The organism is Curtobacterium sp. S6 (assembly GCF_000710345.2).
Taxonomy (GTDB): Bacteria; Actinomycetota; Actinomycetes; order Actinomycetales; family Micrococcaceae; genus Rothia.
This window is the reverse complement of sequence record NZ_JHEL01000015.1, coordinates 1,133,341-1,150,377: the sequence shown is the minus strand read 5'-3', so window position 1 is coordinate 1,150,377 and position 17,037 is coordinate 1,133,341. Positions and strand designations below refer to the sequence as shown.

Annotated in this window: 14 protein-coding genes and 1 tRNA gene; 8 read left to right on the top strand and 7 right to left on the bottom strand. The window is 64.6% G+C overall.

Features of this window, described 5'->3' with window-relative positions; translation table 11 throughout:
• Positions 1–221: 221 nt before the first annotated feature.
• From CURSPS6_RS07450 to CURSPS6_RS07435, 4 genes are all read left to right on the top strand, one after another.
• Positions 222–1,025 (top strand): (Fe-S)-binding protein, encoded by an 804-nt coding sequence (locus CURSPS6_RS07450; protein WP_030015248.1) that lies wholly within the window; start codon positions 222–224, stop codon positions 1,023–1,025.
• A gap of 2 nt (positions 1,026–1,027) precedes the next feature.
• Positions 1,028–2,695: a lactate utilization protein B gene (locus tag CURSPS6_RS07445; protein WP_051687722.1), complete on the top strand. Its 1,668-nt coding sequence runs from the start codon at positions 1,028–1,030 to the stop codon at positions 2,693–2,695.
• Between the two features lie 2 nt (positions 2,696–2,697).
• Positions 2,698–3,342 (top strand): LutC/YkgG family protein, encoded by a 645-nt coding sequence (locus CURSPS6_RS07440; RefSeq protein ID WP_030015245.1) that lies wholly within the window; start codon positions 2,698–2,700, stop codon positions 3,340–3,342.
• Positions 3,343–3,466: 124 nt separating this feature from the next.
• Positions 3,467–4,189, top strand: a complete 723-nt coding sequence (locus tag CURSPS6_RS07435) for an HNH endonuclease family protein (RefSeq protein WP_051687721.1) — start codon at positions 3,467–3,469, stop codon at positions 4,187–4,189.
• An 8-nt stretch (positions 4,190–4,197) separates the two neighbouring features.
• Here CURSPS6_RS07435 and udk read toward each other — a convergent pair whose 3' ends face one another.
• On the bottom strand, positions 4,198–4,818 hold the full coding sequence (gene udk / locus CURSPS6_RS07430; protein ID WP_030015243.1) for a uridine kinase: 621 nt from the start codon (positions 4,816–4,818) through the stop codon (positions 4,198–4,200).
• Positions 4,819–5,017: 199 nt separating this feature from the next.
• Positions 5,018–6,085, bottom strand: coding sequence for an NAD(P)-dependent alcohol dehydrogenase (locus CURSPS6_RS07425; RefSeq protein ID WP_030015242.1), 1,068 nt, complete (start codon positions 6,083–6,085; stop codon positions 5,018–5,020).
• Positions 6,086–6,263: 178 nt separating this feature from the next.
• Here CURSPS6_RS07425 and CURSPS6_RS07420 point away from each other — a divergent pair, with 178 nt between their 5' ends.
• The gene (locus CURSPS6_RS07420) at positions 6,264–7,763 is read left to right on the top strand and encodes an MFS transporter (RefSeq protein WP_035810293.1); all 1,500 of its coding nucleotides are present in this window, start codon (positions 6,264–6,266) and stop codon (positions 7,761–7,763) included.
• Positions 7,764–7,836: 73 nt separating this feature from the next.
• On the opposite strand, the gene CURSPS6_RS07415 is transcribed toward CURSPS6_RS07420, so the two are convergent.
• The 4 genes from CURSPS6_RS07415 to CURSPS6_RS07400 all read right to left on the bottom strand — a co-directional run bounded on the left by CURSPS6_RS07415 (position 7,837) and on the right by CURSPS6_RS07400 (position 14,192).
• Positions 7,837–7,913 (bottom strand) — tRNA-Pro (locus CURSPS6_RS07415).
• A gap of 118 nt (positions 7,914–8,031) precedes the next feature.
• Positions 8,032–10,956 carry an FAD-binding and (Fe-S)-binding domain-containing protein gene (locus tag CURSPS6_RS07410; protein ID WP_082470203.1) on the bottom strand — a complete coding sequence of 975 codons (2,925 nt, stop codon included), beginning with the start codon at positions 10,954–10,956 and terminating at the stop codon, positions 8,032–8,034.
• 113 nt (positions 10,957–11,069) lie between these two features.
• Positions 11,070–12,032 carry a metallophosphoesterase gene (locus CURSPS6_RS07405; protein WP_030015237.1) on the bottom strand — a complete coding sequence of 321 codons (963 nt, stop codon included), beginning with the start codon at positions 12,030–12,032 and terminating at the stop codon, positions 11,070–11,072.
• Between the two features lie 6 nt (positions 12,033–12,038).
• Positions 12,039–14,192 carry a transglycosylase domain-containing protein gene (locus CURSPS6_RS07400; protein WP_030015236.1) on the bottom strand — a complete coding sequence of 718 codons (2,154 nt, stop codon included), beginning with the start codon at positions 14,190–14,192 and terminating at the stop codon, positions 12,039–12,041.
• Between the two features lie 195 nt (positions 14,193–14,387).
• Here CURSPS6_RS07400 and CURSPS6_RS07395 point away from each other — a divergent pair, with 195 nt between their 5' ends.
• Genes CURSPS6_RS07395 through CURSPS6_RS07385 form a run of 3 tightly spaced genes read left to right on the top strand, consistent with a single transcriptional unit; the run spans position 14,388 to position 16,047 of the window.
• A complete protein-coding gene (locus CURSPS6_RS07395; RefSeq protein ID WP_030015235.1) occupies positions 14,388–14,588 on the top strand; it encodes a DUF4177 domain-containing protein in 201 nt (66 codons plus the stop codon).
• Between the two features lie 3 nt (positions 14,589–14,591).
• Positions 14,592–15,074, top strand: coding sequence for a RidA family protein (locus CURSPS6_RS07390; RefSeq protein WP_030015234.1), 483 nt, complete (start codon positions 14,592–14,594; stop codon positions 15,072–15,074).
• Positions 15,061–16,047: an NUDIX hydrolase gene (locus CURSPS6_RS07385; RefSeq protein ID WP_235503692.1), complete on the top strand. Its 987-nt coding sequence runs from the start codon at positions 15,061–15,063 to the stop codon at positions 16,045–16,047. The genes CURSPS6_RS07390 and CURSPS6_RS07385 overlap by 14 nt, the downstream gene beginning before the upstream one ends.
• A 98-nt stretch (positions 16,048–16,145) precedes the next feature.
• Here the strand turns inward: CURSPS6_RS07385 and CURSPS6_RS07380 are convergent, their stop codons facing one another.
• Positions 16,146–16,823: a Crp/Fnr family transcriptional regulator gene (locus tag CURSPS6_RS07380; RefSeq protein ID WP_030015231.1), complete on the bottom strand. Its 678-nt coding sequence runs from the start codon at positions 16,821–16,823 to the stop codon at positions 16,146–16,148.
• Positions 16,824–17,037 lie beyond the last annotated feature (214 nt).

The following is a 17,037-nucleotide window of genomic DNA, read 5'->3' as shown; positions in this document are numbered from 1 at the left end:
TGCGCGAGGTCCCGCGGTCGCGGGGGCGTCGGGGTGATGGGTGGCCAGCCGTGTTGCCCGACGTGACACGCCGCGATGCACGTGGGGCCGCCGGTCCGGAGGACTTAGGGCGGCCTTATTGGAGCTGTTTAACAATTTGTCACTAAAGTGAAATCAACTTCGGCGGCCGGTTTGTGCGCAGCAGGCCGGTTTCCGCCAGCATCCACCGGATTGGAGACGCCATGAGGATCGCACTCTTTTCAACCTGCATCGTGGACGCGATGTACCCCAGGGTCGCGAGGGCGACCGTGGACATCCTGGAGCGTCTCGGTCATGAGGTGATCTTCCCTCCGGGGCAAACCTGTTGTTCCCAGATGCACGTGAATAGCGGATACTTCGATGATGCGTACCCTGTGGTCAAGAACCACGTGAAGGCCTTTTCCGAGTGGGACTACGACGTCGCCGTCGCGCCGTCCGCCTCGTGCGTGGTCTCCCTGGACCACCAGCAACCGATGATTGCCCGCCATGCCGGCGACGAAGCCACCGCCAAGGCCGCGGAGGAGGTCGCCGGACGGACCTTCGAGCTGTCCAAGCTCCTCATCGACGTCCTCGGCGTGACCAATGCCGCCGAGCAGTTGGGCTCCTACTTCCCGCACAAGGTCACGTTCCACTCGAGCTGCCACGGGATGAGGATCATGCACCTCGGCACTCGCCAATCCGACCTCGTCCGGACGGTCGAGGACGTGGAGTTCGTCGACCTCCCGGACCTGGATCAGTGCTGCGGATTCGGCGGAACGTTCTCCTTCAAGAACGCCGATACCTCGGGCGCGATGGCCGCGGACAAGGTCAAGAACATCGAATCGACCGGCGCCGAGTTGTGCACCGGCGGCGATGTGTCCTGCCTGATGAACATCGGTGGTGCGCTCTCCCGCAAGGGTTCCGACGTCACCACGGTGCACTTTGCCGAGATCCTCGCGAGCACCCGGGAAAACCCGCTGGAGGTTTCCGGGCCGGTCGCGTTGTCCACCACCGCGGGAGGTAAGTAGAGATGACTGTCACATCATTGGGAATGCCCAAGGTGCACCACGGCACCGGCAATATCGTCGCGGAAGAATCCTTTACGTCCTTCGCGAGCCGTGAGCTCAAGAACGAGCAGCTCAGGGAAAACCTGGGTTTCGCGACGCACACCATTCGTGAAAAGCGCGCCAAAGTGGTCAGCGAACTGCCGGACTGGGAGCTGTTGCGCACCGCCGGCTCCGAGATCAAGCAGGACGTCATGGCTCGCCTGCCGGAGCTGTTGGAGGAATTCGAAAGAAACTTCACCGAACGTGGCGGGCACGTGCATTGGGCGCGCGACGCGGACGAGGCCAATCAGATCGCGCTCGACATCATCCGCGAACAGGGTGTCGAGGAAATCATCAAGATCAAGTCCATGGCCACCCAGGAGACCGGGCTGAACGAGTTCCTTGCCGAGCAAGGGGTCAACGCGATCGAGACCGATCTGGCCGAGGAAATCGTTCAGATGGGCGAGGACAAGCCCTCGCATATTCTGGTGCCCGCGATTCACCGGAACCGGTCCGAGATTCGCGACATCTTTTTGAAGAAAATGCCGGGGATCGATCCCAACATCTCGGACAATCCGCCGGAACTGGCCGAGGCCTCGCGTCATCACCTGCGGGAGAAGTTCTTCCGGAACACGGTGGCCGTCTCCGGTGCCAATTTCGGGGTGGCCGATTCCGGGATGCTCACCATCGTGGAGTCGGAGGGTAACGGCCGCATGTGTCTGACCCTTCCCGACACCCTGATCTCCTTCATGGGGATCGAGAAGCTCATCCCGACGTTCCGGGACCTGGAGGTCTTCCTTCAGCTTCTTCCCCGCTCCTCGACCGGCGAGCGGATGAACCCTTACACGTCGATGTGGTCCGGGGTCACCCCGGGGGATGGGCCGCAGAATCTCCACGTCATCCTCATGGACAACGGGCGCACCGCCGCCCTGGCCGACGAGGTGGGGCGGCAGGCTTTGCACTGCATCCGCTGCTCCGCCTGCATGAACGTGTGCCCCGTTTACGAACGCGCCGGCGGGCACGCCTACGGTTCCGTGTACCCGGGCCCCATCGGGGCGATCCTGTCCCCGTTGCTGACGGGCGTCGAGGAACAGGCGAATAACTCGTTGCCGTACGCCTCGTCCCTGTGCGGCGCCTGCTACGAAGCGTGCCCGGTCAAAATCAATATCCCGGATGTCCTGGTCCACCTGCGCGGCAAGGACATCGACGCCAAGCACGGCAAGGCGGAGGGCGAGAAGCGGCACGTCCCCGACCAGATGGATCTGATGATGGCCGGCGCCAAAGAGATGTTTTCTCGGCCGATGCTGTTGTCCGCGGCGGAACGAGGGCTCCCGGTGGGGCGCGTCGCGGCGGGCCCCAAGCACAAGATCAGCTGGCTGCCCGGGCTGGTGGGTGGATGGACCAAGTACCGTGACATCCCCGAGCCGCCCAAGCAGGCCTTCCGCCACTGGTGGAAGAAAAACCGCAAGAATGGCGCCAAGAAACCCGCGGATCGTTCCCCGGTGGACCTTCAGGCGTTGCTCGCCCAGAATGAGGGCCTTGCCCAACGGCTCCACGAGGAACAGGCCCTCAAAGCCAGGGACGCCGCACCCGCCGCGGAAGGCCGGGACTCGTCCTCGGAGGGCTCCACGAGCCAGAAAGGTCGTAACTGACGATGTCCGATGCTAAAGCTGACATCCTGGGTCGTATCCGCGCTTCGCTCGCGGATCATCCCCAGGCTCCGACCCCTACCCGCGAATATCGCACGGAGTCCACCAAGTCGAGCGAGGCCATCAGGGACATGCTCAAGGACCGGCTCTTGGACTACAAGGCGAACGTCTACGAAGAGACATCCTCGAGCATCGCCGGCCGCATCCAAGAGCTCCTCGGCAAGTCGTCGATGTACGTGATCCCCAACGGGCTCAATCTCGCCTGGATCCCCGAGGACAGCGCGGCCCGCCGGCATATCGTTGATTCCGGGTTCGCGCCGCGTGCCGGGTCTCTCACGCACAGGGAGCTCGATGCGGTCAACGCGGTCGTGACATCGTCGACCGTTTCCTGCTCGGAGACCGGCACGATATTCCTCAACGGGACGTCGGAAGAGGGGCGTCGTGCCATCACCCTGGTTCCGGATCATCACATCTGCGTCGTGCCCTCCGATTCGATTGTGGAGTTGATCCCCGAGGCCCTGCGCCGGATCAATCCGGAGCGTCCCATCACCATGATCTCCGGCCCGTCGGCGACGTCGGACATCGAGCTGCAACGCGTAGAAGGGGTTCACGGACCCCGGACCTTGGACGTCATCATCCTGGACGCGTGAGGTTCGCTGACGCTTCTTCCACCATTGACCCGAGCTACCTCAAGAAGCGGCGCCCGTCCACAATCGGTGAGCGACCGCTAGGAGCCATTCCCGGGGTCCGGTGACCCGGTGCCAATCTGGCGCCATGAAGAGGCACGAGAGGGTTGGCCCCGTCACCGCGGGGATCGGGACATGGGTCCTGTGGGCGATCGTCGTCATCGCCGCGGGCGTGATCGCGGCCTGGGCCGTTCCGTGGGGTGGCGTCAAGGCGCCGGCCTGGGCGCCGGCCGGCGGGCAGATCGTGATCCCGGAAGCGGCCGCCCGGCAGATTGCGGCACTTCGGATCGGTGAGAAGCAGGGTCGTGAATCGTACCGCCGGGATCGTTTCGGCGCGCCATGGTTCGACGAGGACCACAACGGTTGTGACACCCGCAATGATGTCTTGCGCCGGGACCTGGACCATCCCGTGATGAAGGGGCACGAGGGTTGCGTGGTCGCGAGGGGCACCCTGCACGATCCCTACACCGGCCGGGACATCGAATTCATCGCGGGCAAGGATTCCCGCCGGGTTCAGATCGACCACGTGGTGGCCCTGGCGGACGCGTGGTCCTCCGGCGCCCGGGACTGGCCGAACGAACGGCGTCGTGCCTTCGCCAACGACCCTGAGAATCTTTTGGCCGTCGACGGCCCCGCCAACGAGGAGAAGGGCGCCGACGACGCGGCGGCCTGGTTGCCGCCGAATATCCCGTTCCGCTGCCCGTACGTTCTTCGTCAGGCGAGGGTCAAAGCCCGGTACGGGCTCAGCGTGACCGAAGCGGAACGAAGCGCCATGCTGGCCACGCTCGGGGACTGCCAGGGGACAGGATGAGCCGAGGGTCAGGTGGTGGGGTCGAGTTGGCGATTGATCCGGTGGACGAGCATGTCCAGGGCGACGAGGTTGCCGCCTCCCTCCGGAATGATGAGGTCCGCGCGGCGCTTGGAAGGCTCGACGTACAGCTCGTGCATGGGCTTGACCGTGGACAGGTACTGATGTTCCACGGATTCGACGGACCGCCCCCGCTCGAGAACATCGCGCTTGATGCGTCGTAGGATGCGCACGTCGGCGTCCGTGTCGACGAACAATTTGATGTCGCACCGCTGGCAGATCTCTTCTTCGGCGAAGATCAGGATTCCTTCCATGATGACGATGGGTTGCGAGTCGATCATCACGGTCTCCTCGGACCGGTTGTGATCCGCGTAGTCGTAGATCGGGCACTCGATGGTTCCGCCGGCGATCAATTGATCCAGGTGCTTGACCAGCAACTCGTTGTCGAAAGCCTCGGGGGCGTCGTAGTTGAGCCGGCACCGCTCCTCGTAGCTCAGAGAATCCCTACGCTTGTAATAGTTGTCGTGGTAAACCACGGCCACGTGCTCGTCGAAGCGGGCAATCAGCTCTCGGGTCAGGGTGGTCTTTCCGGAGCCGGTGCCCCCGGCGATGCCGATGACCAGTGGTTTCATGGCTTAGCTGCTCTCTACGACGACGACGTGCCTCTCTATTCTGCCGCAATCGTCGAGCGCGGGGACTCACGAGCGCCGTGCCTCACACCCGCCCGATGCGCAAGACCCGGCCGCGGATGCCCGCCGATCACATCGGCAGGCCCACGACCGGGTCTTGCACGGACGCCGAGGTCGGCGTCTGGACTCGGAAAGCGCGCCGCTAGGCGGTGGCCTCCGCGTCGTCGAAGGTCGAGGTGTCGATCACGCAACGGAACTTCACGTCGCCGGCGACCACGCGGTCGTAGGCCTCATCCACCTCATGAACCGAAACCTTCTCGATCTTCGCGCCGAATCCGTGCTCGGCGCAGAAATCGAGCATTTCCTGAGTCTCGGGAATGCCACCGATATTCGAGCCGGCGATCGCCTTGCGTCCGCCGATCACGGAGGCGAAGCTGAACTCCTGCTTCTCCGGGGGGAGACCAACCACGGCCATGACCCCGCGGGGCTTGAGCAGGCTCATGTACTGATCGACCGGGATCGACGCGGAGATCGTGTTGAGGATCAGGTCGAATTCGCCACGGTGTTCGGAGAAGAAGTCCTCGTCGGAGGTCGCCAGGGTGCGGGTCGCACCGAGTTCCAGCGCCTCCTGCTCCTTCTTCAGGGAACGGGAGAGCACGGTGACCTCGGCTCCCTTGGCGGCGGCGATCTGGACGCCCATGTGGCCGAGGCCTCCGAGGCCGAGCACGGCAACCTTCTTGCCCGGGGCGGCATCCCAGGTGGCCAGCGGGGAGTACGTGGTGATTCCCGCGCAGAGCAGGGGTGCGGCGACGTCGAAGTCCAGCGCATCCGGAATGCGCAGGACGAAGTTCTGGTTCACGACCACCTTTTCGGCGTAACCGCCCTGGGTGATGGAACCGTCGACGTCCTCCGAATTGTAGGTGCCGACCATGCCGCCGTTGGTGCAGTTCTGTTCCTGGCCATCGCGGCACTCGTCGCAGGTGCCGCAGGAGTTGACCATGCAACCGACGCCCACGCGGTCGCCAACCTTGTACTTGGTGACCTCGGGGCCCACGGCCTCGACGACGCCCGCGATCTCATGCCCCACGGTCAGGGGGAAGTGGGCCTCGCCCCATTCGTTGCGGATCGTGTGGATGTCGCTGTGGCAGATGCCGGCGGCCTTGATGTCGATGACGACGTCGTCCGCGCGGGGATCGCGCAGGTTGATCTTGGCGACACGGTACGGCTGGTCCGGACCGGTCTTCTGAAGGGCTTTGACGGAAATGGGCATAGGGATGCCTCCTGCAATAGTCGTCGTTGGATCCACATATCAATGTACGACTATGTATCCGTGCTGTCGCCCACCGTTCGCCCTGCGCATGAACGGGGTGAGGGGAATCATCACTTCCGTGCGTACCGGTGAGACACGTAATGGACGGAATCGCCAGGTCAGAGTAGGACTGGACACCATGGCCACTCCTCAATCCTCAGAATCCTTCGCCGGCGAGCAGAAGAAAATCCTTGCCCTGACCCTGGTTCCGCTGTTCATGTCCCTGCTCAGCGTGTCGATCGTCAACGTCGTGCTGCCCTCCGTCCAGGACTCCCTCGGGGCGGGAAGCTCCGCGTTGCAGTGGGTCCTTTCCGGGTATGCCCTGGCCTTCGGGGTGCTTCTCGTGGCCGCGGGTCGAGCCGGGGATGTTTACGGCCGGGGCCCGCTGTTCATGGCCGGCGTCGGTCTCTTTGGGCTCGGTGCCCTGGTCTCCGGGCTGGCGCCCTCCGTGTTGGTGCTGAATATCGCCCGTGTGGCCATGGGCCTCGGCTCCGGCCTGCTGAACCCGCAGACCATCGGCCTCATCCAGCAGTACTTCAAGGGCGCCGCGCGCGGAAAGGCCTTCGGTATGTTCGGCGGCGTCGTCGGGGTCTCGGTGGCCATCGGGCCGGTGCTCGGCGGCGTCCTGGTCGCGCTCTTCGGCGAAAGCATCGGTTGGCGTGCATCCTTCCTGGTCAACGTGCCCATCTGCGTGATCGCGTTGCTCTTGGCCAAGGCCTGGTTGCCGGAGTCAGCCTGGAAGCCGGTGCCCGCGGAGCACTCGACGTCTTCGATGCCGGTGATCGATCCGGCGCATCCCCAGCGCCGGCCGAAAGCCGACTTGGACCCGGTCGGGCTCGTGAGCTTTGGCCTCGCCGTGCTCCTCGTGATGCTTCCTTTCGTGGAGTCGTCCGTGGGCCCGTGGATCTGGGGATCCATCGTGGTCGGCGCCGGGCTGATGGCCTTCTGGGTCTGGTGGGAACGGAGATACCGACGCCGCGGTGGGGAGCCCATGATCGACATGGACCTGTTCGCCACGCGGTCCTTCGCTAACGGAACCATGCTGATCGGCCTGTACTTCGTGGGGGTCACGAGCATTTGGGTCCTGGTCGCCCTCTACATGCAATCCGGCCTTCACCACACCGCATTGGCCTCGGGAATGATGGGACTTCCGGCCGCCGCGGCCAGCGCCATCAGCGCGCCCATCGCGGGCCGGTACATCGTGAGGATCGGCCGGCCGCTGGTGCTCATCGGGATGTCCTCGGTTCTCTTCGGCCTGCTGACGACGGCGCTACTCGTCTACCTCCACGGGGCGATGGGGCTCAGCGAATGGTGGATGCTCCTGAGCCTGACCTTCGTCGGCGGTGGCCAGGGGCTCGTGGTGAGCCCGAACCAGACCCTGACGCTTGCGGACGTTCCCATGCGATACGCCGGATCGGCCGGCGGAGTGCTCCAAACCGGACAGCGCGTCGGCACCTCGATCGGCATCGCCGCGATCACCGGAATCGTCTTTGCCATGGTCGCGCGCTCGGACTGGCCGACCGCGATGATGACCGGCCTGCTCGTGATCGCCGTCGTGGTGATCATGGCAGGGTGCATCGGCGTGCGCGACATGATGCAGGGCCGAGGAGAGGCGAAGGCGGCCCGGGCCTCCTCCTGAGGCTCCGGTGGCCGGGGCGCCCGAACCCGGGAACGACAAAACCCCGGAGCATCCATGATGCTCCGGGGTTCATTGGTCGGGATGACAGGATTTGAACCTGCGACCTCGTCGTCCCGAACGACGCGCGCTACCAAGCTGCGCCACATCCCGATGTTGACGTGTCCGCACGAAAATTCGTTATCGCGTCACGCAACTTCTCTAGAATAGCGGATCGGCCATAAGCCGGCAAACCGGAACCGTGTGGTCTGGGCCATTCGGGAGCAATGCGTCAGCGGCTCGCCCACTCCACGAGCTGCACGATGTTCTGATACGGCCGGCCGGTGGCCTCGGTCATGCCTTGTTCGCAGGTGCGGTTGGTCGAGGCGTAGGCATCGAAGGATCGGCGATTGACCTCCTCCGCCTCGGCGCGGGTGGCCGCAGCCGTCAGCTCGGGGTGGAGCATCCCTCGGTCGCCCGCGTAACCACAGCACGCCCAGCTCAGCGGCACCTCGCACTCCTCGGCCACGGCGCGACCCAGGGCTTCGAGCTGGGGCTGGAGGCCCATGTGGGTCAGGGAACACGTGGGGTGGAGCACGAGGGTATCCAGTTTTCTCGCGATGGTCAGGCGCGGGAGCACCCGGTCCGCGACGAATTCCACCGCGTCGACGAAGTGGATCTTCGAGAAGTCCCGGACCTGGCCGTCCTCCGCCGTGACGGGCCCGACGGTTGCGGCGTCGCGCACCTTCTCCTTCATGGTCTCCAGACCTTCGGTGCACGAGGAGGCGTCGCAGACGACGGGCAATTCCCCGCCGCGGGTCGCATCCCAGAGCGCATCGAGGACCCGGTCCGACATGACCTGGTAACCCGAGGTGAACCCCTTCGACTTCCACGGGGTCCCGCAACACATCGATCCGATGCCTTCGGGCGTGGCCCAGCGAAGCCCGGCACGGTGGGCCACCGTCATGAGCGAGGACGTCGCGCCGTCCATCGTCGCGTTGCCCTCTGAATCCACGGCCCCGAACATGGCGTTGACGCAGGCCGGGAAGAAGACGAAAGACGCCTCGGGGTCGCGACGCGGGGCCCGGCGTTGACCGCCCGAGGGGAGGTCCGGGTTGTACCGGGGGACGACGTCGTCGCCGGCCAGGCCTCGAGCGGCATCGGTGACCGCGGTGGGCACGGGCCACGGCAACCTCTTGGCCGCTCGTAGACCGTAGCCCGCGGCGGTGTTGGCCGCGCCCCATCCGTGCGCTGCGACCTTCCAGCCCGTGGCGGCCGCCGGATTCTGGTCCTCCGATCGGAGGCGACGAATCAGGTCACCGGTGTTGATGTCGACTGGGCAGCGAGTCGCGCACATCCCGTCCACGGCACACGTCTGCTCGCCGGCATAGTCCCAATCCCGTCGCAGCTTCTCGGTCAGCTCGTGATCGCCCCGAGTCTCCGCGGCCTTGATCTCCCGGCGTATCACGATGCGTTCGCGCGGCGTCAGGGTCAGGTCCCGGGACGGGCACACCGGCTCGCAGTAGCCGCATTCCACGCAACGATCCACTTCTTCCTCGACCGTCTCGGCAACCTTGAGGTTCTGCACGTACGAGTCGGGGTCGTCGTTGAGCAGAACACCGGGGTTGAGCACCGTGGCCGGGTCGACGAGGCGCTTGATCTCTTGCATGACCTCGTAGAGTTCGTCGCCGTATTGCCTGCGGACGTAGGGGGCCATGATCCGGCCGGTCCCGTGCTCGGCCTTGAGGGAGCCGTCGTTGCCCAGGATGAGCGAGACCATGTCGTCCGTGAAGGACTGGTACCGATCCACCTGGGAAGGCTCCGCGAATTGCTCGTTGAGCATGAAGTGGATATTGCCGTCCTTCGCGTGCCCGAAGATGACGGAGTCCGAGTAGCCGTGCTGGGTGAACAGTTTCCCCAGGGAACGGCACGTCTCTCCCAGAATATCCACGGGCACCACGACATCTTCCAGCAGGGCATTCGTCCCGGTCGGGCGGTTTCCGGCGACGGCCGCGTAGAGATTATTGCGGGCGGCCCAGAGGAGGTTCCGCTGGCCCCGGTCCTTCGTCATGGAAAACGGTGCTGCCAACGGGAGGTTGTCGAGCAGGCTTCGGGCCTGCCCCTGCCTCTCGGCGATCTCGTCCTCGCTATTGCCCTCGAACTCGACGAGCAGCGCCGCCTGCTGGTCGACATCGATGCTCGAGAGGGCATCGGCGACCCGTCCGCTTCGCTGGGCGACCGCGATCGAGGTGGCGTCCAGCAGCTCCACCGTCGCCATGCCCGCGTCGACCAAAGCGGGAACCGTCGAGGTCGCCGACAGGAGATCCGGGAAAACCATCAGGCCGGTGGACGCGGCCGAGCGTATCTCCAGGGTCCGGAAGGTCGCGGAGGCCACGAACCCCAGGGTGCCCTCGGAACCGATCAGCAGGTGTTCGAGGATCTCGACGGGGCTGTCGAAGTCCACGAGGGCGTTGACGCCGTAGCCCATGGTGTTCTTCATCGAGAATTGGTGCTTGATGATGCGTTGCGACGCCGGGTTGTCCATCACGCGCCGGCGCAGGCGGAGGAGTCCCTCGTGCAGCTCGGGTTCGAGCTCGCGCAATCGCCGGTCGGCATCGGGCTCGGAGGTGTCGATCATGGTTCCGGAGGGCAGGACGAAAACCATCGATTCCAGCGTCCGGTACGTATTGAATTCGGTGCCACAAGACATCCCCGAGGAATTATTGGCCACGACCCCGCCGATCGTGCAGGCCGAGGACGACGCCGGATCGGGGCCGAGCTTGCGGCCGTGCCCGCGCAGGGCGGCGTTGACGGAGGCGACCGTGGCCCCGGGCTGCACCCGCACGCGCGCACCGCCGTCGAGGACCTCGATGCTCCGGAAGGCGCGGCGCGTGTCCACCATGACGCCGCCCGCGACGGACTGGCCGGAGAGGCTCGTGCCGCCGGACCGGAAGGTGACCGGCAGGCCGGCCTTGCTTGCCGACGACATGACCGCGGCGACGTCTTCGGGCGTGGTGGGATGAACGATTCCCTGAGGAACCAGGAGGTAATGGGAGGCATCGTGGGCCATGGCCAGTCGGTCAATCTCGCGATGACTCGTGGCGATGTTGTCCTCCCCGAGGATCCGCTCCAGCGCGGTGAATTCGGGAGACTCGGGAACGGAGGAATCGGCGAGGGGGGAACGGCTCTGCGCGGTGGACGTTGCGGTGTGGCTCATATCGTCATCCTAGGTAACCCCTTGCCCCGGTTCTAGGGAGGTTTGCCCTACCTAAAAACGGCATCACCACGACGGGATCGCCACCGCTCATCCCGGCACGGGATCGCGAAAAATTAGAGCGCGTCCCGCACCGTGAGCCTGACGAGCACGGCCTCCGGCGGGCAGAAGAGCCGCACGGGGGCGAAACGGGAGGTTCCCAGCCCTGCCGAGACCTCGAGGGGGACGCTGTCCTCATAGCTGACGCCCTTGGCCCGCGACGGGTCCAGATCGCAATTGGACACCAGCGCGCGACCGCCGGGAAGGCAGATCTGCCCACCGTGGGTGTGGCCCGCGAACATCACCTGGGCACCGTCGGCGACGAAGCGGCGGATGGTCCGAACATAGGGCGCATGCATGACCCCGATCCGGACGGCGGGAACCTCGGGGTCGACGCCGTGGGGGAGGGGCGCGAAACCCGGGTGACGATCGTAGCCCAGGTGGGGGTCGTCCACGCCCGAGAAGTCCAACCGCACGCCTCCGATGGTCAGGGAGTCCGTTCGGTTGATGAGTCCTCGCCAACCGCGGGCCTCGAACGCCGCGTGCATGGCTTCGAAGGGCAGGGCGTCAAAGTCCGCGCCCCTGGACTCGTTGCCGGTGTGGCGCCACAGGTAGCGCGCCGGATTCTTGAGTTTGGGCGCGAAATAGCAATTGGATCCCGGGACGTAGACGCCGGGGAAGTCCATCAGGGGCCCCAACGCGTTCAGAAGCGGGGCAAGCCCCTCGAGATGGCTGAGGTTGTCTCCGGTATTGATGACCAGGTCCGGCTGGAGATCGGCGAGGCCGTGCATGAACCGGGTCTTGCGTCGCTGCCCCGGGATCATGTGCATATCCGAGATGTGAAGAATTCGCAGCTCGGGAGATCCGGGAGGAAGGACGGCGAGCGTCTCCTCGCGCACGTGGAATCGGTTCAGCTCGACGAAATGCCCGTAGGCGACGACGGAAGCGGCCCCCGCCGCGGCCAGCAACCCGGCCCCACCGATCATGGCGGGGACGGATACGGTCGCGGCGGGGGCCGCCGGGCGATGGCTATCGCTCATCGGGAACTACTTGGCCTTTTCGGACTTGATGTTGTCGTTGATGACCTTGTCCGAGGGGTTCGTGAACGCATCCGTGTTGTAATCCCGAGACACGGCCTTCATGTAGTTCTGCCACTGCTGGCCGGCGTAGGTCGAGCCGTCCACGTAGTCCTTGGTCTGGCCGTTGATGCGCAGACCGTTCAAGGAACGCGAGCCGAGGTCGACGTTGCCCACCCACGAGGCCGTCGAGACGCCGCGGGTGTAACCGACCGTCCACGTCTGGGTGGAATTATCCGTGGTACCGGTCTTGGCGGCCGAGGCGTTCTCCAAGCCGATGCCTCGGTTATACGCGGAACCCTTGGTGAGGACGTTCTTCAGCACGTAGTTCACGCCGCGAGCGACGTCCGGGTCGACGGCCTGGTGGCAGTCGCTCGGAGCGACGTCCAGCTTTTTGCCGCTACGGTCCGTGATCTCTTGGATCGAACGCGGTGCGCAGTATTTGCCCTCGGCGGCGTAGGTCGCGAACGCATTGGCCATCGCCATGGGGGCAACGTTTTCGGTACCGATCAGCGACGCGAGGGAATCCTCGGTGTTGATGCGGCCGCGGGACTGATCGCCCTTGACGACGCCGAGGTCGGCGGCGGTCTGCCCGACCCCACAGAGATCGAGGTAGTTATCCATCGCGTACAGAGCCGAGTTGATGGAGTTGTAGATTCCCTCGTTGACCGTCATGGGGTGGTTATAGCCCTTTTCGGCGTTCTGGAAGGACCAGGCGCCATTGGCTCCCGGGTTCTCCACGGATCCGCCTGGCTTACAGCTGGCCCGCCACTTGGTGCCCGCCGGATAGCTCAGCGGCGTTGCGTCGATCGTGGCGTCCACGCCGTTGCCTTCCTTGATCCACTGGGTCAGGGAGAAGGCCTTGAAGGTCGAGCCGGGCTGGAATCCGGGCGTTCCGCCCATGGGTGTGTCGACGTTGTAGTTATAGACGGTGTTGCCGACGCCCTTGCCGTTGTTGTAATTCGAGTTCTGGGCCATCGACAGGATGTTGCCCGTGCCGGGCTGGACCGACACCAACGACGTGCTGACCGCGTCGGGGTTGTCATCCGTCGGCTGGGTCTGATTGACCTGGTCCTGAGCGGTCTGCTGGTCCTTGCTCTTGAGCGTGGTCTTGATCGTCAGCCCACCGCGGGTCAGCCTGGCCAGACGCTCCTTGTAGTTCGCGCCGTAGCGCTCGTCCTGCGTGAACTCGTTACGCACGTAGTCGCAGAAGTACGGCGCGTCGACCGCGGCCGAACATCCGGAATTCGTGCGGTGGATGTCCAGATCGAGGGGAGCGGCCTTCGCCTGCTCGTACTGATCCTCGGTGATCTTGTTGTGGATCAGCATCGAGTGGAGCACGGTGTTTCGTCGGTCGGTCGCCGCCTTGGGATTGGCTTCGGGATCGAAATAGGTCGGCGACTGGACCATGCCGGCGAGAAGAGCGGATTGCTGGATGTTGAGGTCCTTGGCGTCCTTGCCCCAGTAATACTGGGACGCGGCTTGGACGCCGTAGTTGCTTCCGCCGTAGTTCACGATGTTCAGGTAGCCGTTGAGGATCTCGTCCTTCGACTTATTCTGTTCCATCGAGATGGCAAGCTTCATCTCTTTGATCTTGTCCAGCATGCCCTTATTGGCGCCCATGGTGGACGTGGCGTCCGAACCCTTCTGGGTCGCCTGATCGATCAGCAGGTTGTTGACGTACTGCTGGGTGATCGTCGATGCGCCCTGGCGGGTTCCGGGGTGCACGATGTTGTTCAACACGGCTCGCCCGATGCCAAACGCATCGACGCCGCCGTGCTCGTAAAAGCTGTCATCCTCGATGGCCAGCTGCGCGTTGACCATATTGGGCGAAATCTGGTCCAGGGAAACCTCTTCGCGGTTCTCCGAGTAGAAGGTCGCGAGGGTCTTACCGTCACTGGTCAGAAACGTCGACGGCCCGGAGAGGGGGCCGTCGGAGAGGTCGCTGGGGAGCCCCTTGAACCAATTGATCGAGGCGCTGGCGGTCAGACCGGCCGTGGCGGCCGGAGGGATCAGCAAACCAGCCGTCACGAAGCCCGCGACGATACTCAGAGCAATGAACTGGATGAAGTCGCTCGGCGTGCGCCGTTCGCGCCGTCGAGCGGATTTCTTGGGTGAAGCCATTCCAACAGCATACAAGTCGATCGGCGAAAACGTGTGGCGAACGGGACCTCTGTGGACAAATCACAGCGTGTCCGGAGATCGGCTGAAAAGCCCCTGTAAGCATCGTGCGGATTTCGTCCATCGTGGCCCGGGATGCCGGGCCCGCGGGGCGGCCGCGAATAGCGCCGGGCTTGTTGTCCTGGATAGGCTGGGGGCATGACTCAATGGGAATACGCCACAGTGCCGCTGATGATCCACGCGACCAAGCAGATCCTCGACAACTGGGGGCAGGACGGGTGGGAGCTCGTGACTGTTCTGCCCGGTTCCGCCCCGGCGGGGGACGCCCCCTCAGGAAACATGGTTGCACCCACGCAGACCAACCCCATCGCGTACTTCAAACGCCCGAAGGAGAGCTAGATCATGTCGTTGTCTCAGGTGGAATCTCGACTGCAGGACATGGGGCTGACGGTCCCCGAGGTTGCGACGCCCGTGGCCTCGTACGTTCCCGCGGTCATCTCGGGGAATTACGTGTACACCTCGGGGCAGATCCCCGTTCAGAACGGGGAATTCGCTGTTAAGGGCAAGGTGTCGGAAAACCCGGGCGAAGGTTTGGTGAGCGTCGCGGACGCGACGGACCAGGCCAGGATCTGCGCCTTGAATACCCTGGCCGCGGTCAAGTCCGTGATCGGCGATCTCGACCGCGTCAAGCGCGTGGTGAAGGTCACGGGGTTTGTGAGCTCTGACCCCAATTTCACTGGTCAGGCTCAGGTTCTCAACGGTGCGTCGGAGCTGTATGGTAAGGCCTTCGGGGAAGCCGGGATTCACGCCCGGTCGGCCGTCGGAGTGGCCGTCCTTCCCCTCGACGTCCCTGTTGAAGTGGAACTCATCGTTGAATTTTCCTAAACCTCTGGCCTACCCGGGGCACCGGGTGACCGCCAAGTCCGGTCAGGCCGCCTGCGCCGCGCCGCCGAGCCCGCATTACTTTCCGCTGTCTGCACGGCAGGCGACGGCGGCGCGCGCGTGGTTGGAGGAGGATGACCCGTCGGCCTGTTGCCAGATGAAGACGGCAGCCTCGGTCATTTACATCAGAGAAGGCCACGGCGGGCTCGAGACCTTCCTGACCTATCGCACCACCTCGGGGTCGCCCCTGGGGAGGGTGAGTTTTCCCGGCGGCGTGGTGGAGCCTGATGACCACGAACCGGTGGGCTGGTACGGTCCCACCCCCACGCAGTGGGCCACCAAGCTGGGCCACGACGACGTCGTCGCGGCGAGAAGCGCCGTCGTGGCGGCCATCCGGGAGAGCTTCGAAGAGGTCGGGGTGCTTCTGGCGGGGCCGACCGAGCAGGACACCGTCGAATACACCGAGGCCAGCGAGACGATGGCGTCACGCGAAGCCATCGCGGGCCACGAACTCGGTTTCATCGACTATCTCAAGCGGGCCGGTCTCAAGGTGCGCACCGATCTGTTGAAGCCGATCGGTCGCTGGCAGACCCCCGATTTTTCACACCGCCGATACGACACGCATTTCTTCGCGTCGGTGGTTCCGGTCGGGCAACGGCCCAAGCTCCTGACGTCTAAGGGCGTCTGGGGGCGGTGGGTCTCGCCGGAAGACCTGGTCGCGAATCCCAGCTCGACGGAACTCGGCGACGAGATCGGCCTGGAGGACACCGTGGGAAAGACGATTCCCGAACTCGTCACCCCGGGCACGCTGTTCCTTCTCAAAGCCATCGCCGCGTGCCCCACGACCATCGCGTTCCTCACGAAGAAGCGTCGGGTGCATGTGAAGAAGCCGGAACTCGTCGAGAAGGACGGGCAGCTGATGCTCGCCTTCGATCCGCCCCGGGACGCGGTGAAGACCCGAGACAAGGGCGCCTGAGCGCGGCTCGCGGCCGTCGCGGGGGACATAAAAAAGGCCGGGTGCGGTAAAGCACCCGGCCTTTTCCGTTCGCCGTCAGGGGCGAGCGGGGGTATTCATTACCGGCTTCGCTGGCGGAGACGCTGGAGGTCGAGGATCACCACGGCCCGGGCTTCGAGCCTGATCCAGCCGCGCTGAACGAATTCCGCGAGGGCCTTGTTGACGGTTTCGCGCGACGCGCCGACCAGCTGGGCCAGCTCTTCCTGCGTGAGCTCGTGAGCCACGAGGATGCCGTCCGTAGCCGGGCGGCCAAAACGGTCCGCGAGGTCGAGCAGGGCCTTGGACACGCGGCCGGGAACGTCGGAGAAGACCAGATCCGCGAGGTTCTCGTTGGTGCGGCGGAGGCGACGGGCCAACGCCTGGAGGACCTGACCCGAAATCGACGGGCTCTTATCCATGGCCTTCTTGAGGCTGGAGTGCTTGACGCCGGCGAGGCGGGTTTCCGAGACGGCGGTAGCGGAGGTCGAGCGGGGGCCCGGGTCGAAGAGCGCCATCTCGCCGAAGATCTCTCCCGGACCCATGATGGCCACCAGGTTCTCGCGGCCATCGGAAGCGGTGCGTCCCAGCTTGATCTTGCCGGAGACGACAAAGTACAGCTGATCCCCGGGATCGCCCTCGTAGAACAGGGTTGCCCCGCGGGAGAGGTCCACCTCGGTCAGGTCGTCGGTCAGGGCGGCAAAAGCCTCATCGTCAAGAGTTGCGAAAAGCGGCGCCCTGCGCAGAACCTCGATATCCATAATTCTCCTCAGTGGTCAGGGTCTTATCTGAGGCCGGATGCATATCCTGCATCTCAACAATCCTGCCGATAAGCGGGACTGTGGCCTCATGTGACAAATTCAACGGATCTGGAAGCCACTCTATAAGCTACATGTCGAATCCGCCACAGAGGGGACCATCTCTTCACGCTGAGCGTGTAGACCGAGAAATGTTTGAGCACTCTGTCAGGTGAGG